The organism is Comamonas sp. CMM02, assembly GCF_014851485.1.
Classification (GTDB): Bacteria; Pseudomonadota; Gammaproteobacteria; order Burkholderiales; family Burkholderiaceae_C; genus Comamonas; species Comamonas avium.
Window position 1 is genome coordinate 891,364 of the sequence record NZ_JACUZW010000002.1, and the last position, 23,329, is coordinate 914,692.

At 55.9% G+C, this 23,329-nt stretch carries 23 protein-coding genes; 9 read left to right on the forward strand and 14 right to left on the reverse strand.

The window, feature by feature from the left end:
* The first annotated feature begins 104 nt into the window (after positions 1 to 104).
* The 7 genes from kdpF (at position 105) to IB213_RS09300 (ending at position 10,450) form a co-directional block, all read left to right on the forward strand.
* A complete protein-coding gene (gene kdpF, locus IB213_RS09270) occupies positions 105 to 203 on the forward strand; it encodes a K(+)-transporting ATPase subunit F (RefSeq protein WP_225214189.1) in 99 nt (32 codons plus the stop codon).
* 114 nt (positions 204 to 317) lie between these two features.
* Positions 318 to 2,024 (forward strand): potassium-transporting ATPase subunit KdpA, encoded by a 1,707-nt coding sequence (kdpA, locus tag IB213_RS09275; protein WP_192406052.1) that lies wholly within the window; start codon positions 318 to 320, stop codon positions 2,022 to 2,024.
* 55 nt (positions 2,025 to 2,079) lie between these two features.
* Positions 2,080 to 2,802 carry a potassium-transporting ATPase subunit KdpC gene (kdpC, locus tag IB213_RS09280; protein WP_192406053.1) on the forward strand — a complete coding sequence of 241 codons (723 nt, stop codon included), beginning with the start codon at positions 2,080 to 2,082 and terminating at the stop codon, positions 2,800 to 2,802.
* 3 nt (positions 2,803 to 2,805) lie between these two features.
* Positions 2,806 to 4,896 (forward strand): potassium-transporting ATPase subunit KdpB, encoded by a 2,091-nt coding sequence (gene kdpB / locus IB213_RS09285; protein WP_192406054.1) that lies wholly within the window; start codon positions 2,806 to 2,808, stop codon positions 4,894 to 4,896.
* 28 nt (positions 4,897 to 4,924) lie between these two features.
* On the forward strand, positions 4,925 to 7,624 hold the full coding sequence (locus IB213_RS09290; RefSeq protein ID WP_192406055.1) for a sensor histidine kinase KdpD: 2,700 nt from the start codon (positions 4,925 to 4,927) through the stop codon (positions 7,622 to 7,624).
* A 32-nt stretch (positions 7,625 to 7,656) separates the two neighbouring features.
* Positions 7,657 to 8,367, forward strand: coding sequence for a response regulator (locus tag IB213_RS09295; protein ID WP_191723838.1), 711 nt, complete (start codon positions 7,657 to 7,659; stop codon positions 8,365 to 8,367).
* 352 nt (positions 8,368 to 8,719) lie between these two features.
* The gene (locus IB213_RS09300; protein ID WP_192406056.1) at positions 8,720 to 10,450 is read left to right on the forward strand and encodes a lysophospholipid acyltransferase family protein; all 1,731 of its coding nucleotides are present in this window, start codon (positions 8,720 to 8,722) and stop codon (positions 10,448 to 10,450) included.
* Between the two features lie 84 nt (positions 10,451 to 10,534).
* On the opposite strand, the gene IB213_RS09305 is transcribed toward IB213_RS09300, so the two are convergent.
* The 3 genes from IB213_RS09305 to IB213_RS09315 form a co-directional block, all read right to left on the reverse strand.
* On the reverse strand, positions 10,535 to 11,491 hold the full coding sequence (locus IB213_RS09305; protein ID WP_225561028.1) for an HD-GYP domain-containing protein: 957 nt from the start codon (positions 11,489 to 11,491) through the stop codon (positions 10,535 to 10,537).
* Between the two features lie 90 nt (positions 11,492 to 11,581).
* Positions 11,582 to 12,232, reverse strand: a complete 651-nt coding sequence (locus IB213_RS09310; protein WP_191723840.1) for a TIGR02281 family clan AA aspartic protease — start codon at positions 12,230 to 12,232, stop codon at positions 11,582 to 11,584.
* Positions 12,233 to 12,281: 49 nt separating this feature from the next.
* On the reverse strand, positions 12,282 to 12,767 hold the full coding sequence (locus IB213_RS09315) for a YajQ family cyclic di-GMP-binding protein (protein ID WP_191723841.1): 486 nt from the start codon (positions 12,765 to 12,767) through the stop codon (positions 12,282 to 12,284).
* Positions 12,768 to 12,854: 87 nt separating this feature from the next.
* On the opposite strand from IB213_RS09315, the gene murB reads away from it, so the two are divergent.
* On the forward strand, positions 12,855 to 13,934 hold the full coding sequence (gene murB, locus IB213_RS09320) for a UDP-N-acetylmuramate dehydrogenase (RefSeq protein WP_192406057.1): 1,080 nt from the start codon (positions 12,855 to 12,857) through the stop codon (positions 13,932 to 13,934).
* Between the two features lie 111 nt (positions 13,935 to 14,045).
* Here murB and IB213_RS09325 read toward each other — a convergent pair whose 3' ends face one another.
* The 11 genes from IB213_RS09325 to IB213_RS09375 all read right to left on the reverse strand — a co-directional run bounded on the left by IB213_RS09325 (position 14,046) and on the right by IB213_RS09375 (position 21,956).
* Positions 14,046 to 14,288 (reverse strand): hypothetical protein, encoded by a 243-nt coding sequence (locus IB213_RS09325; RefSeq protein WP_191723843.1) that lies wholly within the window; start codon positions 14,286 to 14,288, stop codon positions 14,046 to 14,048.
* A gap of 137 nt (positions 14,289 to 14,425) precedes the next feature.
* Positions 14,426 to 15,202 (reverse strand): ABC transporter ATP-binding protein, encoded by a 777-nt coding sequence (locus IB213_RS09330; RefSeq protein ID WP_191723844.1) that lies wholly within the window; start codon positions 15,200 to 15,202, stop codon positions 14,426 to 14,428.
* Positions 15,203 to 15,218: 16 nt separating this feature from the next.
* Positions 15,219 to 15,932, reverse strand: a complete 714-nt coding sequence (locus IB213_RS09335; RefSeq protein WP_192406058.1) for an ABC transporter permease — start codon at positions 15,930 to 15,932, stop codon at positions 15,219 to 15,221.
* On the reverse strand, positions 15,929 to 16,615 hold the full coding sequence (locus IB213_RS09340) for an ABC transporter permease (protein WP_191723846.1): 687 nt from the start codon (positions 16,613 to 16,615) through the stop codon (positions 15,929 to 15,931). Before IB213_RS09340 ends, IB213_RS09335 begins: the two co-directional genes overlap by 4 nt.
* A gap of 77 nt (positions 16,616 to 16,692) precedes the next feature.
* Entirely contained in the window at positions 16,693 to 17,457 is a 765-nt protein-coding gene (locus IB213_RS09345) for a transporter substrate-binding domain-containing protein (protein WP_192406059.1), read from the reverse strand.
* Positions 17,458 to 17,632: 175 nt separating this feature from the next.
* On the reverse strand, positions 17,633 to 18,106 hold the full coding sequence (locus IB213_RS09350; protein ID WP_192406060.1) for a hypothetical protein: 474 nt from the start codon (positions 18,104 to 18,106) through the stop codon (positions 17,633 to 17,635).
* Positions 18,107 to 18,309: 203 nt separating this feature from the next.
* Entirely contained in the window at positions 18,310 to 19,647 is a 1,338-nt protein-coding gene (argG, locus tag IB213_RS09355) for an argininosuccinate synthase (RefSeq protein ID WP_191723849.1), read from the reverse strand.
* Positions 19,648 to 19,738: 91 nt separating this feature from the next.
* Complete coding sequence (locus IB213_RS09360; RefSeq protein WP_191723850.1) at positions 19,739 to 20,056, reverse strand: pyrimidine/purine nucleoside phosphorylase; 318 nt, start codon at positions 20,054 to 20,056, stop codon at positions 19,739 to 19,741.
* Between the two features lie 118 nt (positions 20,057 to 20,174).
* Entirely contained in the window at positions 20,175 to 20,921 is a 747-nt protein-coding gene (locus IB213_RS09365; protein ID WP_225561029.1) for a glycine zipper 2TM domain-containing protein, read from the reverse strand.
* A 122-nt stretch (positions 20,922 to 21,043) separates the two neighbouring features.
* Entirely contained in the window at positions 21,044 to 21,535 is a 492-nt protein-coding gene (locus tag IB213_RS09370; protein WP_191723852.1) for a glycine zipper 2TM domain-containing protein, read from the reverse strand.
* Between the two features lie 55 nt (positions 21,536 to 21,590).
* Positions 21,591 to 21,956: an ArsC family reductase gene (locus tag IB213_RS09375; RefSeq protein ID WP_191723853.1), complete on the reverse strand. Its 366-nt coding sequence runs from the start codon at positions 21,954 to 21,956 to the stop codon at positions 21,591 to 21,593.
* A gap of 47 nt (positions 21,957 to 22,003) precedes the next feature.
* Here IB213_RS09375 and folC point away from each other — a divergent pair, with 47 nt between their 5' ends.
* A complete protein-coding gene (gene folC, locus IB213_RS09380; RefSeq protein ID WP_191723854.1) occupies positions 22,004 to 23,329 on the forward strand; it encodes a bifunctional tetrahydrofolate synthase/dihydrofolate synthase in 1,326 nt (441 codons plus the stop codon).

Here is a 23,329-nt window from a genome sequence, read left to right on the forward strand (position 1 = left end):
TCTCTATACGGCGTTGATGGGGGAATTTTTATATTTCTTTCATCGCTGGCAAATGATGCCTCCATGCAAGGTGCATCGAGGCCGCTGGCAACGGGAGAAATCAAATGATGACCGGCCACTGGATTGAAGCCTGCGCTGCAGTAATGGCGTTAGGGTTGTTCGCCTATTTAGGCTATGCGCTGCTGCGCCCTGAAAAATTCTAAGGAGCCAGCATGCACGCACTACAAGACCTGATTTTTGTCATTCTCACGGTCACCTGTTTTGTTGCCCTGCTGGGCTTTGCTCGCGCTTTGGCGCGTATCTGAGAGGGGAACACCATGTGGTTACCCTGGATGGAATTTGCCGTAGTGCTGGCGGTCATGGCCGTGCTGACTGTGCCTATGGGCCAATGGTTGGCGCGCTGTTTTACCAGCGACCACCACACATGGCTAGAGCGTTTGACTTATGGCACTTTGGGCATCAACCCGCAAGAACAAATGGGCTGGCAGCGCTATGGCGCGGCACTGCTGCTTTCCAATGCAGTGATGATGCTGCTGGGTTACCTGATCTTGCGTACGCAAGACTGGTTGCCGCTTAACCCGCTGGAGATTGCCGCACAACCGCCGCATTTGGCATTCAATACCGCAGCCTCTTTCATCACCAATACCAATTGGCAGGCCTATGCGGGTGAAAGCAGCTTGACCAACGCCACGCAAATGGCGGCCATTACTTTTCTGATGTTTGCGGGCGCTACAACGGGTGTTGCGGTTTGCGGAGGTTTTGTCAGAGGTCTGGCGCGCTCCAGCAGTCTGAATATGGGCAACTTCTGGGTCGACTATGTGCGAGTGTTATGGCGCGTGTTGCTGCCGTTGTCCTTGCTTGTCGCGCTTTTTTATGTGTGGCAAGGCATTCCCCAGACGTTGAATACGCAGACTTTGGCCACCACGGTGGAAGGCGCACGCCAGCAACTGATGATGGGGCCGGTGGCTAGTCTGGAGAGCATCAAGCACCTGGGCACCAATGGGGGCGGCTTCTTCAGTATGAATGCTGCGCACCCGTTTGAAAATCCCACACCGTTGACGAATCTGGTGCACATCTTGTCGATGTTGCTGATTCCTGCTTCATTGACTTACGCGTTCGGCTCCATGCTGCTGCAGCGCCGTCAGGGGTGGGTATTTTTTGGTGCCTGTCTGGTCTTGTTTGTCGGCTTCCTGAGTCTGGTGTTTACGGCAGAGCAGGGTGGCAGTCAATTGCTGGCACGAGCAGGGGCTGATCAGCAGGCGAGTATCACCCAGTCGGGTGGCAATATGGAAGGCAAGGAGCTGCGCTTCGGGATTGCTGACACAGCGTTGTTTGTAACGACAACTACGGCTGCAACCACAGGCTCGGTCAACGCCATGCACGATTCACTGACTCCGCTGGGCAGCATCACACCGCTTGCGCTCATGATGCTCAATTGCGTATTTGGTGGTGATGGCGTGGGTCTGATCAACCTGATCCAGTACGCGATCCTGACGGTTTTCTTGGCGGGAATGATGATTGGCCGTACGCCCGAGTTTTTGGGCAAGAAGATCGAGGTGCGTGAGATCAAGCTGGTCATGCTCTCGGTGCTGGCCCATCCGGCGGTCATCTTGGGGTTCACCGCGCTGGCTGCACTGTGGCCTGATGCAAGTGCCAGTCTGAACAACCGTGGGCCGCATGGTTTTTCGGAAATTTTGTATGCCTATGCCTCAGCCGCAGCCAATAACGGCTCTGCCTTTGCTGGGCTGAATGCCAACACCCCCTTCTTTAACACCACGATTGGCCTGGCCATGCTCGCAGGGCGCTTTCTAACCTTGCTGCCTTTGCTGGCTGTAGCCGGCAGCATGGCCGCCAAGGCGACGGTGCCGGCTGGGCCAGGTACTTTCCCAACTGCCACGCCGCTGTTCATGGGGCTGCTGGTCTTTGTAGTACTGGTGGTTGGCGGGCTTACTTTCCTGCCCGCCTTGGCGCTAGGCCCGGTGATTGAGCATCTGCAAATGCTGGTGGGCCAGCTGTACGCATAACGAAACTTTTTACCAAAGGGGCGGGGCTTATGTGCCCCGTACCAAGGAGCAAGCTATGAAATCTTCTTCCTCTCTTTTCCCGTCGGTGTCTGCTGCTGTGGACATGGCCACGCCCACGGCATCGAACTCCAGCTCCTGGGGGCAGCTTGTAGGCAGCAGCGTACGAGCTGCCGTGGTGGTGATGCTGGTGACCGGCATTGCTTACCCGCTTCTGACCACGGGTGTGGCGCAGGCCCTGTTTCCACAGGCTGCCAATGGCAGCCTGATCGTGCTTGATGGACAAATCCTAGGGTCTGCTTTGATTGGCCAGCAGTTTGAAGCTGCGTCTTACTTTCACAGTCGGCCCAGCGCTACCCTTGGCCCGGACCCTGCCCAGCAAGGTGCCAGCATGGCATCGCCTTACAACGCCGCTGCATCCGGGGCGAGTAACCAGGGCAGTACTCACCAGGATCTGGCTGAAACCGTTGCAAGGCGTGTGACGCAGTACCGCATGGACAACGGTATGGCCGCTGGGGCTGCCGTTCCTGTGGATGCTGTGACAGCTTCGGCATCGGGGCTTGATCCGCATATCTCACTGGCCAATGCCGCGCTGCAATTGCCGCGTGTGGCCAGGGAGCGCAGCTTGACGCATGAGCGGGTACAGCAACTGCTCAGTCAATCAACTGAGCAGCGCACCCTTTATCTGTTGGGAGAGCCTCGGGTCAATGTACTGCAGCTCAATCTGGCGTTGGATGCTTTGCACCAGCCCGCAGTCTCTGCTGGTGCAGCCAAGGAGTAAGCCATGAATCACAAGAATATGACGGCAGGCAAAAGCCTGTTTGATGGCAAGCTGCTGCGCGCTGCTTTGCGAGGGGCTGTGTGCAAGCTTTCACCGCGCACGCAGTGGGCCAACCCGGTGATGTTTGTGGTCTATCTTGGTGCCTTGCTGACAACTTTGCTGTGGATGCAAGGTCTGATGGATCGGGAGAGCCAGAACCTAGGTTTTACGCTGGCAATTGCCCTCTGGCTGTGGTTCACCGTGCTGTTTGCCAACTTCGCAGAGGCCTTGGCCGAAGGCCGTAGCCGCGCTCAGGCGGAAAGCCTGCGCGGCATGAAGCGCGACACCATGGCCAAGGTGCTGCAGCAACCGAGCTACGGCAGCAGCTGGATTCCTGTACGTGCCAGTGAGTTGCGCAAGGGGGTGACATTGCTGGTGGAAGCTGGCGATGTGATTGCGCTGGACGGCACGGTCATAGAAGGGGTGGCATCGGTGGATGAAAGCGCCATTACCGGTGAGTCAGCACCCGTAATCCGTGAGGCTGGGGGAGATTTTTCTTCCGTCACTGGTGGTACGCGCGTGCTGTCAGACTGGCTGGTGGTGCAGGTTTCGGTCAATCCTGGCGAGTCGTTTCTGGACCGGATGATCTCCATGGTCGAGTCGGCCAAGCGCCAGAAAACACCCAATGAGCTGGCACTGTCGATTTTGCTGGTAGGCCTGACTCTGGTGTTCCTGCTGGTCATTGTTACGCTGTGGCCGTTCTCGGCGTTTGCTGTATCACAGGCTGGTAGTGGCTCGGTAGTCAGCATTGCTGTGCTGGTGGCATTGCTGGTGTGCCTGATCCCAACCACGATTGGTGGCTTGTTGTCCGCAATCGGTGTGGCAGGAATGAGCCGCATGATGCAGGCCAATGTGATTGCGACTTCTGGCCGTGCGGTGGAAGCGGCAGGAGATGTGGATGTGCTGTTGCTGGACAAGACGGGCACCATCACCTGGGGTAATCGGCAGGCCAGTGAGTTTTTTCCGGCGCCAGGCGTGACTGCACTGCAATTGGCTGAGGCGGCACAGCTGGCTTCGCTGGCTGATGAAACCCCGGAAGGGCGTAGCGTGGTGAATTTGGCCAGAGAGCTCCATGGGCTGCCTGACCGCATTGCTGCTGAGTTAGTGGCCGAATTTGTGCCATTTACCGCACAGACACGCATGAGTGGTGTGGACTTGCCAGCACCTCATGGCCTGCGCAGCTTGCGCAAAGGTGCTGCCGATGCAGTGCGCAGCCATGTGCAAGCGCTGGGTGGCAGCTTGCCTGCCGCTGTGCAGCAATCGGTTGACAATGTTTCGCGCAAGGGCAGCACGCCGCTGGTGGTTGCTGATGGGCCTCGGGTGCTGGGTGTGATTGAGCTCAAAGATATTGTTAAACCCGGTATGCGAGAGCGCTTTGCTGAGCTGCGGCGCATGGGCATTCAAACGGTGATGGTGACGGGGGACAATCCGCTGACTGCAGCCGCTATTGCTGCCGAAGCAGGTGTGGATGATTATCTGGCTGAAGCCAGACCTGAAGACAAGCTGCAGCTGATCCGCTCGCACCAGGCGGCCGGGCGTCTGGTGGCAATGACGGGCGATGGTACCAACGATGCCCCCGCACTGGCGCAGGCCGATGTGGCCGTTGCCATGAACAGCGGTACCCAGGCTGCCAAAGAGGCCGGCAACATGGTGGATTTGGACAGCAATCCCACCAAACTGATTGAGGTCGTGGCGACGGGTAAACAAATGCTGATGACGCGTGGTGCGCTGACCACCTTCAGTGTGGCCAACGATGTGGCCAAGTATTTCGCCATCATTCCTGCCGCTTTTGTGGGCACTTATCCGCAACTGGCCTCATTGAACGTCATGCAGCTGCACAGTGCTGATTCGGCGATTTTGAGCGCGGTGATTTTCAATGCGCTGATCATCATTGCCCTCGTGCCATTGGCCTTGCGTGGTGTGTCTTATCGTGCTGTGGGGGCTGCTGCACTGCTGCGCCGCAATTTGCTGATCTATGGGCTGGGTGGATTGATCGTGCCGTTTGTGGCGATCAAGCTCATTGATATGTCGCTGACACTGCTGGGGTTGGTGTGATTACAGAAACACTGACAATGACAACACGATGCCGGTAAACCACCACCACCCATTTTGTGCACCGGCACGCCCCGATCCGGATGCGCTGGTTGCCCAGTTGCAGGCAGCGCAGCAGCAGGCGCAACGCGGTAAGTTGCGTATTTACTTCGGCTCCAACGCAGGCGTCGGCAAGACCTACGCCATGCTGGCTGCGGCACAGCGAGAGCGGCAGGCAGGTCTGGATGTTTTGGTAGGTTTGGTGGAAACACATGATCGTGCCGAAACCGTGCAGCAGTTGCATGGGCTTAAGCAACTGCCGCGTCGGTCAGTGTCTTACCAGGGTAAGACACTGACCGAGTTTGATTTGGATGCGGCGCTGGCGCATCGCCCTGGTGTCTTGTTGCTTGACGAGCTGGCCCACAGCAACGTCGCTGGCTCGCGCCACCCCAAGCGCTGGCAGGATGTTCAGGAGTTGCTGGATGCGGGCATTGATGTGTGGACGACACTGAATGTGCAACATCTGGAGAGTCTGAACGACGTGGTCAGCGCTATTGTGGGGATACAGGTGCACGAAACCGTGCCTGACCATATCTTTGATGATGCTGATGAAGTCATCGTGGTCGATATTCCACCGGAAGAGCTGCTCAAGCGGCTCAAGGCCGGAAAGGTGTACCCACTGGAGCAGGCGGAGCGTGCCTCGCGCAATTTCTTTCGACTGGGTAATTTGCTGGCACTGCGCGAGCTGGCCTTGCGCCGAACGGCCGACCGTGTAGACGAAGACATGCGTGATTACCGCCGAGAGCGCGCAATCAATGAGGTCTGGCCTGCACGTGAGCGGTTGCTGGTCTGCATTGGAGGGCGCGCAGGAGACGATGCACTGGTGCGTCAGGTGGCACGGCTGTCGCGCCGACTGGAAGCTGAGTGGATGGTGGTCTACGTGGATGCACCTGAGCGTCAGCACCGTCCTCGCCCGGCACAAGAGGCTGTCCTGAAGACGCTGGCGCTGGCAGCACGGTTGGGGGCAGACACGGCGACCATCCCGGGCGCGTATGTGGCGCAGGCATTGGTCGACTATGCGCGAGAACGCAACGCCAGCCATCTGGTGCTGGCAAGGGTGCAGCAGCGCTTGCGTCGCTGGTTGCCTTGGAGGTCCCCCAGCTTGCCAGAGCAGATTGCACTGCTCAATCCTGGGCTGGATGTACTGGTGCTTTCTGTCAACAGTTTTAAAAATCAGGGCGCCCCGCGTTTACCTGTAGGCACTGGCAGCCTTTTCTCATGGAAAGGTTATCTGGGTGTTACGCTGGCCTGTTTTTCGGCAACTGGTTTGGCGGAGCTGCTGCTTCAAGTGTTTGACCCGGCCAATGTGGTCATGCTGTTCTTGCTGGTGGTTGTGCTCTCTGCGCTGCGCTGGGGGCGCGGGCCGGGTGCATGGGCGGCACTGCTGTCGGTGCTGCTGTTTGATTTCTACTTTGTGCCGCCGCGCAACTCCTTCAGCGTCAACGATACCCAGTACGTTTTCACCTTTTGCCTGATGCTGGGGGTAGCCCTGGTTTGTGGGCAATTGATGGCACGGTTGCGCCACGAAGCGCGTGTGGCGGCAGAGCGTGAACGCAGGGCCGGGGCATTGGCACGACTTGCGCGGGATCTCTCAGGTGCCCTGACACAAGATCAAGTCTCTGCGATTGCGTTGTCCACCATGTCAGGAGTATTTGGTGCGCAAACCGGTTTGCTGCTGCCTGACAGTGAAGAGCAGCTGCATATCGTCCGCGGTAGCGAAGGTTCGATTGACATCAGCGTAGGACGCTGGTGCATGGAGCATGGAAAGATGGCCGGGCATGGTACCGACACGTTGGCCGCAGCGCCTGCGCTGTATGTGCCGTTGATGGCTCCGGTGCGTGCACGTGGTGTGCTGGCGCTACAACTGCGCACCCCGGATCGGTTGCGTGTGCCGGAGGAGCGCCGCTTGCTTGACGCCAGCGCCAGCCAGATTGCACTGGCACTGGAGCGTGTTCACTTTGTGGAGGTAGCGCAGCAAACGCAAGTTGCCATGGAAGGCGAGCACATGCGAAACACGCTGCTTGCGGCAGTTTCACATGACTTGCGCACCCCTTTGACCAGTATTTTGGGGGCAGCCCAAGCGGCCTTGCCCCATGCCAGAGCAGGGGCAAGCAAAGACATGCTGCTCCAGATATTCAGTCAGGCACAGTCCATGCAGCAGTTGATTGATAACCTTCTGGCGATGGCTCGGTTGCAGCAAGGTGGTGTGCACCTGAACAGGCAATGGTTTCCGGTGGATGAGTTGGTGGGAAGCGCCCTGCATCAGATGCGCCAGCGTCTGACCGATCACCCCGTGCACACTGATATTCCTGCCACATTGCCGTTGCTGCATGTGGATGCTGTGCTGATGGAGCGTGTACTGGTCAACCTGCTCGATAACGCGATCAAATACACCCCCAGCGGGACGTTGATTTCATTGGCCGCCAAGATCGACGGGCCAGCCTGTGTCATTTCAATCCACGACGCTGGCCCCGGTTTGCCCATGCATATGGACACAGCACAACTGTTTGAACCATTTACCCGTGGCCAGACTGAAACTGCAGTATCTGGCATGGGGCTAGGTCTGGCTTTGGCGCAGCGCATTGTGCAGGCGCATGGCGGCAGTTTGAGCGCTGCCACCGCTGAAGCAGGGACTGGTTCAGTGTTTTTTATCAAGTTGCCATTGACCCAGCAACCAGACATTGATGCATGAAGTTGTGTGAATGCTCTTCGACCCTACGCTCCATGAACAGTTCTACTCCCCGAATTTTGCTGATTGAAGACGATGCCAGCATTCGTCGTTTTGTTCGCTTGGCCTTGGAGGACGAAGGCTGGCAGGTTTTTGAAGCCGAAACCGCCAAGCGTGGATTAATTGAAGCGGCTTCCAGGCAGCCTGATGCGGTGGTTCTGGATCTTGGTCTACCTGATGCAGACGGAAAAAGCGTGATCACCGAACTGCGTCGCTGGAGTCAATTACCTCTTCTCGTTTTGTCAGCACGGGACCATGAAGGCGAGAAAGTTGCTGCATTGGATGCCGGTGCGGATGACTACCTGTCCAAACCCTTTGGTGTACCTGAACTTCTGGCTCGCCTGCGGGCCATGCTGCGGCGGCGCCAACTCGTGGGCACAGCTGGTGTGTCCAGTACGCAAATTGCGTTTGGTGCAGTGACTGTGGATTTGGCCACCCATGAGGTACGGCGTGGGCAAGAGGATGTGCATCTGACACCGATTGAGTTTCGTTTACTTGCAGCCCTGATTGCGGGGCAGGGCAGGGTACTTACTCACCGGCAATTGTTACTGCAAGTCTGGGGGCCAGAGTACCTGGATCGACCTCACTACTTACGTGTGCATATGGCAAATTTGCGTCAAAAAATAGAACAAAACGCCGCACAGCCGCAATACCTCATGACGGAGTTGCAGGTGGGCTATCGGCTGAACTTGAAACCAGAAAAATAAATGGCAAACCAGTGCTTGGCCATCGTGATTGCAACCGTTGTCTATGAAAAACCAAGGGTGCATGTTGCAACGGCGGGGCCTGGGAGAAGCAACCGGACAGATGATTTTTTCATCTCTGTGCAGCACCGGCTGTTCAGCAAGGATGGAGAGCGGTACATGGCTTAACTGGTTTGGCGACTGGCTGCAGCCCAGCACTGAAGGTGCTGTTCAAATTGTTCGGGTGTATTTCAGCCTTGTCTTGCTCGAAGGTAGTGGCTGCTTGAATGGTCATGGTTTTGTCATGTGCATGTCGCATCGCTGTCATGCAAGACAGTCAGCATCACGGTGTGTTCAGCACTCGCCAGGAAGCACCATGATTTCAGTCGATCAGATCGTTGACATGCATTTGCCGCAGTTGCAGCGTCATCCACGCATCAGTCAGGGGGTGCGTGGGGTATTGCGACGCTTGCTGCGCGAGCAGAGCTTTCGCAACTTTGCCCAGCAATACCCGCATCTTGAAGGATTCCAGTTTGTAGAGCAGGCACTGGAACACTTTGCGTTCAGCTATGCCGTGCGGGATAACGAACGCGAGCGCATTCCTGCGCAGGGCCGCGTAGTCATCATTGCCAATCACCCCATTGGCTCTTTGGATGGACTGGCGTTGCTCAATTTGGTGGGGCGCATACGGCGTGATGTGAAGATTGTGGCCAACGGTTTGCTGGCTGAAGTAGCGCCTCTGAAACGCCTGTTGCTGCCCGTCACCATGATGGGCGAGCGCAGCGGGGCGCGCCAGCTCAAGGCAATTCTTGAACACCTGCAGGGAGACGGCGCGGTGATCATGTTTCCGGCGGGCGAAGTATCGCGCCTGCACCCGGAAGGCGTGAGGGATGGGCGCTGGAACAATGGTTTTTTGCGTTTGGCAGGGCAGACACAAGCGCCCATCGTCCCAATCCACATTGATGGACGTAACTCCGCGCTGTTTTACGGTGCATCCATGCTGTACAAGCCACTGGCGACCCTGCTGCTGGTCAAAGAGATGTTTGGCCAGCACCAGAAAAGCATTGCCTTGCGTATTGGGCATCCGATTCCGCATACCAGCTATGGCGCATTGCCCTTGGAGCCTGATGCTGCTGCCAAGCTGCTGCGCAAGCACCTGTACCGCGTAGCGCAGGACAAACCTTCGCTGCTGCGTGTTGAGACAGCGATTGCGCATCCTGTGGATCGCAGTTCCCTGGCTCAAGCGGTTGCTGCTTGCAAGTTGCTGGGGGAGACGCCTGACGGTAAGCGCATTCATTTGTTTAGCGGTGGACTGGACTCACCCATCCTGCGGGAAGTAGGGCGCTTGCGTGAGCTGTCTTTTCGCGCAGTTGGGGAGGGCAGTGGTACCCGGCGAGATCTGGATCGTTTTGATGCCTATTACGATCATCTGATCTTGTGGGAACCTCAGGATCTGGAGATCGCCGGTGCTTACCGTATGGCGCGCACGGCCCAGGTGCTGACGCAGCAGGGAGCCGAGGGCTTGTATACGCACAGCCTGTTTGAATTTACGCCGGGCATGCAGCCATTTTTGCAGCAAGGACTGGAGCTGGGCCGCTCTTTTGTACAGCCACGCTATTGGGGCAAGCGTTCGCTGGACTATCTCTGGTTTGGAATTGGTGCCTATGTACAGCATTACCCCGAATGCCGCTACCTGTTCGGTCCGGTTTCACTCAGCCGCGACATGCCTCAGGCTGCACGTGACTTGCTCATCTACCACTATCGCACCCACTACGGTGCGGCATGTTTGGCCCATGCACGCAGGCCGTATGTTCCCTCAGGGGATGGACTGGAAGTATGCGCCCAATTCACCGGAGACGATCGTGTTGCAGACTTTGTGCGCCTCAAGCATTTGCTGGCACACATGGGCTCCAGCGTGCCAACGCTCTACAAGCAATACGCTGAAGTGGCTGAACCCGGTGGGGTGCGTTTTTTAGATTTTGGCGTAGATCCGGATTTTTCGAACTGTGTGGATGGACTGGTGCTGGTGGATGTGCACAGACTCAAAGCGCATAAACGTGAGCGCTACATGCCGGCTTGTGCAGCCAGTGAAAGCGAAGCCATTTAGGCTTCTGGCGCTTACCAGTTCAGCGCAAGTAGCTATTGAATTTAAAGCTGCATGGAATATGCCGCTTTGTATGCTGGGTCGTGTTCAGCGTGCGCCAGGTATAAAAACCAGCTGATGCAAGCCATCGCTAAAGCGCGCGGCATACATGCCCAGGCGAACCATGGTGCGGTGGTCGACCTGCAGATTAACTTCGAAAGGTGACAGTGCATGGGTGATGCGCACATCCTGTCCATTGGTTGCGGTTAATTCGGGTTGCCGCAGCGGCATCTTTCGAGTGTCCAGCAGCGTAGCAACTAAAGGGTATCCAATGTGAGGGGTGCGCCGGATAACGACGGCTGTTTCACCGGTGGAAAGTGCTACGTACACGCCAGGAGGAAAGAGGCCAACACTGCGGATCAAGGCATCGCCCGCTTGCTCGTACAGCTTGGATTGCGGGCCTGTTACAGCCTGCACTGATTCAGTCACGCTACGGCCAGCCCGGCTGCGCCGGGGGCTGATCATGGCGGCATACCGGTCACAGGTGGCCAGTATGCGTGCCAAACGCTCTGCAGCAGGCTGCTGCATCAACGGTACTTGGGCGGGCGTGTTGATGTGGTGCAGTCCCACCACGTCCAGCCAGAGTTTGTTCTGTACGCCTAGCTTTTGGAGCGTGTGCCGACCTTCGGCAGGATGCATGCGTATGGCTTCCTGCTGGGCCACGCTGGGGCGCTCGCGCTGCAGTGCCAATTGATCTTGCAAAGCAGTCATGCCGATGTTCATGGTGAAGGCTGCATGGACCAATGCGTCGCGTTCAGCCTGTGACAGCTGGAAGTCTGCCGCCAAAATATGGCACAGGGTGGTGCAGACCAGGGCGTGCGAAGCGCTGTAGCCCACAGTTGAGCTGCCCGCCAGCTGGAACATGAGATACAGAGCGCTATCGCTGTCGTGAGCGACAAGCTCTTGCAGCCAGGCATCGAGCTGCATCACTTTGGTAGGCAGTTGCTGGACCAGGGCGGGGCGGGTGAGTAGCAGGCTCAGTGCAGCCTCAAGATCCGACCACATGCCCAGCAAATCTTGATATGGCGCTTCATCTTCTGTATGGGTTGGCAAAGACAGATGCGCCAAACTGCTCGGGTGGGTACTGATCACGATTTAACGCTGCTCCAGTACCATCTCGTTGCCTTGGCGAGTCATGTGCAGCTGCGCCAGAAAGCTGTTGCCCAGCAGTATAAAAGGCATGGGTTGGGGGCTGACGATGGCATCTACCCCATAAACGGTAATGTCGCCCACACGTACCGTATCTAGCTTGATGCGCCATCCCTGGGTATTACCGTTGGCGGTGCGGACGGTCACAGGCAGGCCTTTTTTGAAATCAATGCCCATGCGCTGAGCGTCTGATTGACCAATACCAATAGTGCTGGCCCCGGTGTCGACCATGTAGACCATCGGTTTGTTATTGATAAACCCGTTTTCTCGAAAGTGCCCACGGCTGTCCGCACGTAGAACCACTTTGCGCCCACTTGGCAGACCTTTGCCTACGCTGACAGGAGAGTCGCCTAGCTGCAGGGTCTGGCGCTTGCCCTGCACCTCAACAATGGCGCGATCGCCTTGCACCTGCACCACGCGAACACCCTCATGGCTTTCGCTGACACTCAGCGCTTTGGGCGCGCCACCATTGACGATAAGTAGCACCTTGCTGCCCATCACCCCCGTCATCGCCACTGATTGCGCGTAGCTGGCGGTGACTGCCAGTATGCAGCTTGCAGCGGCAAAAACTGTAGGGGTCAGGAGATGGCGGTGCATGGGGTGTTCGTTAAGACTGTTTAAGGTTGTAACAGTCTAGCGGACACGTTCAGTCACGGAAGTTGTTAAAAGACAGCGGATGGTCTGCCATTTTCTCGCGGATCAGCGCCATCGCTGCTTGCAAATCATCGCGTTTGGCGCCAGTGATGCGTACTTTGTCTTCTTGAATGGCAGCTTGCACTTTCAGCTTGCTTTCCTTCATCAATTTTTGCAGTTGTTTGGCAATTTCGGACTCAATGCCATTTTTGACCTTGATGACTTGCTTGACCTTGTCGCCACCAATTTTTTGCGACTTTTGAATGTCCAGAAAGCGGACATCCACATTGCGCTTGGTGAGCTTGTTGCGCAACAAGTCCTCCACCTGTGTCAGTTGAAACTCGGCATCACCAAACATGGTGATTTCTTTGTCTTTGAGCTCTACGGCGGCTGAGGTGCCTTTGAAGTCGAAGCGGGTGGCAATTTCCTTGGAGGCATTTTCAACCGCGTTCTTCACTTCAACGAAATCGGCTTCCAGCACAGTGTCAAACGATGGCATGGTTTTACTTTCTTAAATAGGGTGGTGGACAAGGCACTTGGCAGATCAAGCAGACACAGGTCTGAGTGCAGTGCGACAATCTCAAGGATGTTAGTCGAGAAAAATACCCCCCTGCAGGATTGCAATACCTTCGGCATTGTGGCCAGTGCAGACACCTTGGTGCGTATTCATAGCGCAGCCGATGTGCAAGAGTTTGTTGCCAGTCCACATTACCGGGGCCGTAAAGTATTTGTACTTGGCGGCGGTAGCAACATTGTGCTGACAGGCGATGTCATGGATGCAGTGGTGCTCAAAATGGAAATAGCTGGCATTGCAGCCATTGCACAGACAGACAGCCATTGGATTGTGGAGGCTGGAGCAGGCGTGCTTTGGCATGATTTGGTAGCTTGGACCGTTGAGCATGGTTACCCGGGCTTAGAAAACCTGGCTTTGGTCCCTGGCACGGTAGGGGCCGCGCCAGTGCAGAACATTGGTGCCTACGGCGTTGAGCTGCAAGACCGTTTCTATGAATTAGATGCGGTGGACCTGGCCAGTGGTCAGTCATTTACTTTGGATGCAGCGCAGTGCGCATTTGGCTACCGAGACTCTGTCTTCAAACATGTACCCGCCTCACCCGTGGGTACACCAGTGGCCAAGGTACAAGGCATGGGGCTGGCAGGTCGTGCGGTGATTACAAAGGTGCGGTTTGCTTTACCCAAACATTGGAAGCCTGAGTTGGGATACATGGATCTGCAGCGTAAGCAAGCGGACGAAGGTGTCGAACATCCTAGTGCGCAGCAAATCTTCGATTGGGTGGTGGCGATTCGCCGCGCCAAGTTACCCGATCCAGCAGTGGTCGGTAATGCCGGCAGTTTCTTTAAGAACCCAACCGTTACTGACGATCAGTGCCGTGACATCTTGGCGCGGGAGCCGAAAATTGTGCATTACGCGATGCCCAATGGCTCTATCAAGCTGGCTGCAGGCTGGATGATTGATGCCTGTGGCTGGAAAGGCAAGACGGTAGGCAATGCCGGTGTTTATGAGAAGCAGGCACTGGTGCTGGTGAACCGGGGGACGGGTGAAAACAGCGTGACAGGCGGCGAGGTAATGACTCTGGCAGGTGCAATTCAGACCAGCGTTTATGAGCGTTTTGGAATACGCTTGGAACCTGAACCCGTTGTCCTCTAAGTCAGACGAGCCATGAGAGCCTAGGCATTAAAAAAGCGCTGTGAATTTCGCAGCGCTTTTTTGTTTACAGCCAGTATTCCAGTACTGGCTGCGAAGAGACCTGTAAATACATCAGGCCAGCGATTTTTGTTTCATCCACTCACCAGCTTGCTGGGCCGCATACGCCAAAGCGCGATCTGCTGATTTGAACAGAGGCTTGAATGTGAAAAAACGCTGAGTGCGGCCCGCGCCGTTGCCACTATCGACAGTCAGTTGTGCGTGAAAGCGTCCATCAGCTTCAGGCAATGCCTTGGGCTCAAACGTGAAGCGGTCAATCGTGATGGTGTGCGAGGGTTGTGTTTGGATTTTGGACATGGTGTCTCTCCCTTCTTTATATGTCTGATACATACGCAGTGCGTAATGCATCATAAAGATAGAGAGAGGTAAGTCAAAGAAAGTTCCGTAGTGCTTGTGTGCCTGCGGTCAAGCAAAGCGAAATTTGGGTGACTCAGTTACTTCAAGCTGCCCGACAAAAACTTGGCCAAACGCTCGCTTTGTGGATTGCTCAACACCTCGCGTGGATGACCTTGTTCTTCGATCAAACCTTGGTGCAGAAAGACCACGTGGTTTGAGACTTCACGGGCAAAACCTATTTCGTGGGTGACGACCACCATGGTGCGCCCTTCTTGGGCCAAGACCTGCATCACGCGCAGTACTTCACCGACCAGCTCAGGGTCCAGAGCGCTGGTGGGCTCGTCAAACAACATGACTTCAGGCTCAACCGCGAGGGCGCGAGCGATCGCCACGCGTTGTTGCTGACCGCCACTCATGTGATTGGGCCAGGTGTCTTCCCTGTTTTCAAGACCCACAAGGCGCAGGTATTTACGAGCACGTTCAATGGCCTCTTCTTTGGGCAGGCCCAAAACATGTATGGGCGCTTCGATGATGTTTTCTAGAACCGTCTTGTGTGCCCAGAGGTTGAAATGCTGAAACACCATGGACAGCTTGGTGCGCAATTGCTGCAATTGTTTCGGACTTACAGGCTCCAGCTCGCCTTTGCGGCCAAGTTTGAGTTGCAGCTCCTGGCCTGCAACTACGATGCGGCCTTGCTGGGGTTTTTCCAGCAGGTTGATGCAGCGCAGCAATGTTGATTTGCCGGAACCAGAGCTGCCAATCAGGCTGATCACGTCACCTGCCTTGGCGGTCAGCGTGACGCCTTTGAGCACATGGTTGCTGCCATAGCTCTTGTGGATACCTTCGGCTTGAAGTTTGTATGCAGTGGATGTCATGGATGCGTGTGCGGTGTTAGTGCGTACGAGGTGCCAGATAGGCCAGAAAGCGTTTTTCTAGCAATCCAAAAAAACCAATCAGCGCAAAAGTGACGCACAAATAAATAACGGCAGCGGCCAGATAGGCCTCAAAAGGAAGGTAGTAGTCCGAGTAGATGCGGCTCGCAACGGCTGTGACATCGGTCAAAGCAGGCACCACACTGGCCAAACTGGTTGAGTGCAGCATCATGACAGCCTCATTGCAATACGGTGGCAGGGTACGGCGTAGAGCACTGGGTAGCACGATGCGCAGCATGATTTGCCAGCGGCTCATACCGATGGCGCGTGCGGCTTCAACCTCTCCAGGGTTGGTTTCACGAATGGCTCCAGCCAGCATCTCTGCGGTGTAGCCTGCTGTATTCAATGTGAAAGCCAAGAAGGCGCAGAAAAATGGTTCTTTAAAATGCGTCCACGGCCAGACATCGTCCCAGCGGGTCTGAATCCATTCCAGCTGTGCCAGGCCGTAGTAAATCAGGTAAACCTGAATCAGCAGGGGCGTGCCACGCACGAAGTAGGTAAATGCTCCCACAATTTTTTCGAGCACAAGATTGCCACTGGTAAGGGCAATAGCCCCCAGCAAGGCCAAGATGCAGCCAATGGCCAAACTGGAGATCAGCAACCACAAGGTGGTGAGCAAGCCGTTGCCGTACATGGCCAGATGCTCAGGTTGAAAGATGATGTCCCAGCTCATAACTGCACCTTCTCTGTACCAAGGCTATAGCGTGCATTCAGGCGTTTGAGTGCCCACAGAGAAATACTGGTAAACACAAGGTACAAAGCCGCAGCAAACAGCAAAAAGATAAAGGGCTCACGCGTTGCTGCGCTGGCTTGCTTGGCCAGATAGGTCATGTCATGCAGGCCAATCAGGCTGACCAGCGCTGTTGCCTTGATCAGCACCAGCCAGTTGTTGGTAAAACCAGGCAGTGCATAGCGCACCATTTGCGGCAAGGTGATACGCATGAAGGTCTGGGTCGAGCCCATGCCGAAGGCCCATGCAGCTTCCATTTGCCCTCGTGGGATCGACAAAATGGCGCCACGAAATGTCTCTGTCATGTAGGCACCATAAATAAAACCGAGAGTGCCAACACCCGCAACAAAGGGGTTGAGGTCCAGCGTGAATTCGGAACCAATTGATTCAAAAAAGGTATTAATACCAATCGCTGCGCCATAAAAAATCAGCAGCATGAGCACCAGTTCAGGGATGCCGCGCACCACCGTGGTGTACAGGGTAGAGATCCATACGAGTGGTTTTTTACCAGACAGCTTGGCTGTTGCGCCTAGCAGTCCCAGTACCGTAGAGACAACAAGTGAAGCAAGGGACACAGCTACAGTCAGCAGTGCCCCTTGCAGGATAGATAAGTAGTAATCGCTCATGCGTAGCAGACGCTTTTCCTAAACAGGACTGCCCGCAGCCGGAGAATCCGGTCAGCGGGCAGTGACAGCCTTAAAGCTTAGTTGCCGTATGGGTCAAAGTCAAAGTACTTCTTGGCAATGGTGCTGTAGGTGCCATTGCTGCGGATCGTCTTGATCGCCTTGTTGATCTGCTCTTTCAGATCTTTCTGGTTCTTGCGCATGCCAATGCCAATACCGTCACCGTAGTACTTGGTTTCGTACTGATCTTGGCCCACATAGCCGTAGTCTTTGCCTTCAGGCTTGCGCAGGAAACCGCCGTGCACTTCTACCTTGTCGGCCACCGTGCCGTCCAAGCGGCCTGCGTTGATGTCCAGGTAGACCTGGTCTTGTGCTTCGTAAGGAATGACATTGACGCCAGCGGGTTTGAGCTCGCCCAGCGCCCATTTTTCTTGGGTGCTGCCTTTGAGTACACCAATACGCTTGCCCTTGAGCGAGGCCGGGCCCGCGTACTCTGTGCCCTTTTTCACCACAATGGCACTGGGTGTCTTGTAGTAACGGTCGGAAAAGTCAATGACGCGCTTGCGTTCGTCGGTGATCGATAGCGAACTGACGATCACGTCGTATTTACGCGCTTGCAGCCCAGGGATCATGCTGTCCCAGACTTGTTCGACAAATACACAGTTGCGCTTGATTTCAGCACAGACGGCGTTGGCAATGTCTACATCAAAGCCTGCGGGCTTGCCGTCAGGAGTTTTGTAGGTGAAGGGTTCGTAGGTGGGGTCAATTGCGACCTTCAGATCAGCAGCTTGTACTGCTGTTGCACAAACGGCCAATAAAGCCAAGCTTACAAATTTCTTTGTCATTCAAGTCTTCCTTCAATGTAGTTATATACGCCTTGGCATTCGCATGATGCATGCCAAGTTGCGATTGCATTGTAGGAGTCAGTGAATGTTTTTTTACTGCGTTTTTACCAATATGAACAGCCTTGTGGTGGAGATAAACACAAAGGATCGGTCGTTACAAAATGCTGGACTGGTATTACGGTTTGTTGTAGCTGGGGCGTATGAGCAGACTGTGCACGCGATACGGTGCACGTTCTTCTACGGCGATGTCCATGGGAACAAAGGCTTTGTCGCATTGCAGCAAGTAGCTGCCGATGTAGGAGATGGGTGAGCGCATTTGTCCCGCAATGTGGCAGTCGCCAACGGTCTGGTGCACTTGAGCAAACACTTGTTTGAGTTGATCGGAGCTGGCTTGTTTGTTGAATTCTTCGGTGAAGTTTTTGGCGTCTGGTACCGCTGTCTTGCCTTCAAGTGCCGAAAAAATAGCTTGAAAGTGTTTTTTGAGTGCTTGCTCTGCCGCAGGGTTAGGTAAGGGTTGCTGCGGAGTGGGAGTGGCAGCAGGGCCGGCAGCTTTGTTGTTGTCAGCCGCAAAAGCTGTGGGTAGAGCTGTGGCTAAGACCAATGCGGCCATCCATTTGCCAGCTTTGAAGGGGTGGATTGCAGAATTCATTGTTGCAAACTCCTTGTTTTCAGTGATGAAGCAGTTTTCACTTTCATCTTGAAGTGCTTGGTAGGAAAAACTCTTGCATCGCTGTAGTGGTGCAAGACGGCGCTGGCACCGCTGTGCCGTTGCTCCTGCATAAAAAAAGCCGCTGAGATACAGCGGCTTTTAATGTTGAACACTCGAGCAGTTGCACCGCTCAAAGACAAGTATTACTTCTTGTCGTTACCCAGCTGAGGCAGGGCGCTGGCGCTGCTCACACTCAGCAGGCCTGCCTTGGAGTAAATCGCCAGTTTGTCGCGGGTGTCGATCAAGTCCAGATTGCGCATGGTCAGTTGACCGATGCGGTCAGCTGGGCTGAACGGTGCGTCTTCTACCTTCTCCATGGACAGGCGCTCAGGTGCGTAAGTCAGGTTGGGCGATTCTGTGTTGAGGATGGAGTAATCATTGCCACGGCGCAGCTCCAGTGTCACGGTGCCGGTGACGGCGCGTGCTACCCAGCGCTGCGAAGCTTCGCGCAGCATGATGGCCTGTGGATCAAACCAGCGGCCTTGGTACAGCAGGCGTCCAAGCTTGAGGCCATTGATGCGGTACTGCTCGATGGTGTCCTCGTTGTGAATGCCTGACACCAGGCGCTCGTAAGCAATATGCAACAGCGCCATGCCGGGTGCTTCGTAAATGCCGCGGCTCTTGGCTTCAATGATGCGGTTTTCAATCTGATCGCTCATGCCGATGCCGTGGCGGCCACCGATGCGGTTGAGCTCCATGAACACTTCAACCAGGTCGGTCACAGCGTTGCCGTTGATGGCTACGGGGCGGCCTTCGTCAAAGGTGATGGAGACTTCTTCGGCCTTCACTTCAACTTCTGGCTTCCAGAATGCCACGCCCATGATGGGGTTGACGATGCGAATGCCGGAGTTCAGTTGCTCCAGATCCTTGGCCTCGTGGGTGGCGCCCAGCATGTTGGAGTCGGTGGAGTAGGCTTTTTCGGCCGACATCTTGTAGCCGAAACCTTCCTTGGTCATGAACGCCGACATTTCAGAGCGGCCACCAAGCTCGTCAATGAAAGTTTGATCCAGCCAAGGCTTGTAGATCTTCAGGTCAGGGTTGGTCAGCAGGCCATAACGGTAAAAGCGCTCGATGTCGTTGCCTTTGAAGGTCGAGCCATCGCCCCAGATGTTGACGTCATCTTCCTTCATGGCTGCAACCAGCATGGTGCCGGTCACGGCGCGGCCCAGTGGGGTGGTGTTGAAGTAGGTGATGCCGCCGGTAGAAATATGGAAGGCACCGGACTGGATGGCTGCAAGGCCTTCATTGGCCAGTTGAGGGCGGCAGTCGATCAGGCGGGCTTGTTCTGCGCCGTATTCCATCGCCTTGCGGGGAATTTCGTCGTAGTCGGCTTCGTCGGGCTGGCCCAGATTGGCGGTGTAAGCGTAGGGCAGAGCGCCCTTGTTCTTCATCCAGCGCAATGCGGCACTGGTGTCCAGGCCACCGGAGAAGGCGATGCCGACTTTTTGGCCGACGGGTACGGATTGCAGAATGGTTTCCATCAGATTCTCTTTAAATTAATAGCTTTCAACGCTTGCTAAGTAAGCGCTAGAGGCATAAAAGGCTTGAAATTATTTGCTCCAGCCCAAAGGCTTAGGCGTAATGGCAGATGTAGTGGTAAGCCTCAGTCACGCGGATGTCGAACTTGGAGTTCGCGGGAATGTGAAAGCTTTCGCCAGCGCTAGAGGTTTGCCATGTGCCGCTGCCGTCCAGTTTGTATTCGCAAGAACCACCCACGCATTCCATGATTTCTGCAGCGGCAGTACCAAACGTCAATGTAGCGGGCAAAACCACGCCGACGGATTTCTTGGTGCCATCGGCCAAGGTGAAGCTGTGGCTTACGCACTTGCCGTCAAAGTAGACGTTGGCCTTGGTGGTCAAAGTGACGCTGGAGAAATGCTCGGTAGTCATGGTGAACGCGCAGTCGCTGGTGTTGGATCGAAGCTGTCCATTTTAGGCTACCTGCGCCATCCTTGGGGTTTCGCAAAACGCACGAGAAAAAGCCCCTGGGCAGGGGCTTGCTGAATGCTTAGCGCCAGTGTCCAGAGGGAGGCGAGGCTGGGTGAGTGGACGCTGCTGCATACGGGTTGCCCGGCTGTGCGTAGGCGATGTTGTTGGTCACAACCATATGGGCCGGTGCTGGCTGGTAGATGCCGGTGGGCCCTGAAAAATGCCTTGCACTGGCGGTGTACGAAGATGAATATCTGTTTTCAGCTTGGGGCTGCACGTTAATTGGCAGCCAGGCTCCGGGGTGACTGCCGGTCCGTGTGGTGTAGCGTCGGCCTGCATACTCATAGGCCACGTCGTAGCCGATGGTATGGTTTTCGTACACGGTTTCATTGGTGCAGCGACGCACGGTTTCGTAGCGTGGCTGGCTGTTGCTGCTTTCGATGAAGTTGCCAATCAGGCCGCCTGCAATGGCCCCCACAATGGTTGCAACGCCCCGGTCAGAACCTTGGCGGTAGTTATGGTGGCCGTAGCCGTGATAGCCGCGGGGGCTGTAATAACCTCGCGCAGCAGAGCGGCCACTGCTGCGCCCGAGGGCATTGCCTGCTACACCACCTACAACGGCGCCAATGATGGCGCCGGTGCCATTGGTGCGTTGCCCGCCATCAACCTGCACATCTTCACAAAACTGTTGTGGCACACCCACTTGCTGCATCACTGGGATGACTGAAAGTACGCGCGCCTGCTCTTGGGCGAAGGTGCTGGCGCAGGCCAGGCCTGCTGTGACAGCGATAGTGTTCGTGATAGTGAGCCATTGCTTGATACCCATCTAAAAGCTCCTGACCAGATGGCAATCGGGGTGTGATTACACACGCAAGTTTAGGTGTGTCGCTTCACCACGGTCACTGGTACGGGTAAAAAACCGCCTCATTTGAAGAGGGGTGTGTGCGCTCAGCGTCGAGGCTGCGGGCGACCCGGGTGTATCTCGATATTGACGGGGATGTCTGCATCGTTGTTGCGGTACTCGATGCTTTCCACCACTGGGGCACCTGGGGCCACAGAGCCATAAGATTTTTGCCCGGGCGTGACGCTGTTGGCGCTGGGGCGGTCATTGCTGCCATAGCGGTGGCCCGGGGTGGCTGCCTGTATGGGAATGCGTTTGCCCGGGTTGTGCGCCATGCGCTGCGCGTGTTGCTGACCGTTGTATTCGTAGAGCACGTCATAGCCGACCAACTGCTCTTCATAGATGGTGCTGGTCTTGCAGCGTGTGCGCTGGGCATAGTCCATGCACTCTTCGTGCGGCACGGCCACTTGTTCATAGATGGGCGTGGCGCTGAGCACGCGGGCATAGTTTTGCTGTGCCGATGCTGCCAAAGGCAGGCTGGATCCCAAGCACACACTGGCGACAGCAAGGCTAATGCGTTGAAGCGATGTGAGGGTCACTGGGTTGTCTCCTGAACGCGATGGGTAATTTGTTGGTGTGGTGTGCTTGCCGGACTCATCCCAAGGCTGCTTGCCAGACATCTGCTTTGAAACCTACGGTGATACGCCCATCTGCCCATTCCACCACAGGGCGCTTGATGACGCTGCAATGGTCTTGCAGTAGCAGGGCGGCGCTGGTCGCATCCGTCACGCTGGCTTGAACGCTGGGATCCAGCTTGCGCCAAGTGGTTCCTTGGCGGTTGGTGAGCTTGTCCCAGCCTACTGCCTGCAGCCATAGCGCCAGCTTGTCGGCGGGTACGCCTTGCTTTTTGAAGTCGTGAAACTCGTAATCCAAACCTTGCTCGGTAAGCCAGGTGCGTGCTTTTTTCACAGTGTCACAGTTTGGGATGCCGTAAACACGAATAATCTTGTTGGTACTCATGGTGTTGATGGTGATGCATGCGTGGGTGCGCCACAATCATGCCCTGTATGCACAGTACTTTCTCCACACTTTCTGAATGGCTTGCGCACTGCGAGCAAATTCATCCACAAACCATTGCCATGGGGCTTGAGCGTGTGCGCGAAGTTGCGCAGCGCATGCAGTTGAAATTCGACTGTCCTGTGATCACCGTGGCAGGCACCAATGGCAAGGGGTCAACCTGTGCCATGCTGGAGGCCGTGGCCCTGCAATCTGGCTACAAGCCCGGTGTCTATACATCGCCCCATTTGGTGCACTTTGAAGAGCGTTGCCGCATCCATGGCGAGATCGCCAAGGCCGACGATTTCTTGCCGCACTTTGAAGCGGTCGAAGCTGCTCGCTTGCAAGGTGATGAGGTATTGCTGACGTACTTTGAGTTCACTACGTTGGCCATCATGCGCATGCTCAGCCTGGCCAAGCTGGATGTTGCCATCTTGGAAGTGGGGCTGGGTGGGCGCTTGGATGCAACCAACATTGTGGATGCAGACTGCGCCATCATCACCAGCGTAGATATTGATCACGCTGCTATTTTGGGTAATGACCGTGAGACGATTGGCCGTGAGAAGGCCGGCATCATGCGCGCCGGGCGTCCGGTGGTGGTCAGTGACCCCGTTCCCCCGCAAAGCGTGATTGACCATGCGGCAGAGATTGGTGCGGATTTGCGTTTGTTTGGCCGCGACTTCAACTATGACGGGGACAAGCAGCAGTGGGGTTGGGCTGGGCGTGACCGGCGCTATGCAGGTTTGTCTTACCCCGCCTTGCGTGGTGCGAATCAGTTGATGAATGCATCGGGGGTTTTGGCCGCTTATGAAGCGCTGCGGCCTGTGTTGCCGGTCACAGCGCAAGCGGTGCGTACGGGCTTGGCCATGGTGGAGCTGCCGGGCCGCTTTCAGATTATTCCAGGGCAGCCAACGCTGGTACTGGATGTGGCACACAACCCGCATTCGGTGGCCGCTCTGACCGCCAATCTGGATGCCATGGGTTACTACCCCACAACACATGCAGTCTTTGGAGCCATGGCGGACAAAGACTTGGCACCGATGCTGATGAAAGTCGGGGTCTTGATTGACCGCTGGTATTTCACCGATCTGCCGACGGAGCGTGCAGAGACTGCTGCCAATTTGCAGCAAAAAATGAACGCACTGCAAGTGGTGGCTGGCGGTACGCGCCGGGAAGTACCCATCAGCTTGCATGCCAATCCGCAAGCCGCTTTGGATGCTGCCGTACGCGCAGCAGACCCGGCTGATAGAATCGTAGTCTTTGGCTCGTTCTATACGGTAGGTGAGGTTTTGAAAGATGGGCCACCTCGCCTGCACGCCAAACATTTGGGCGAATAA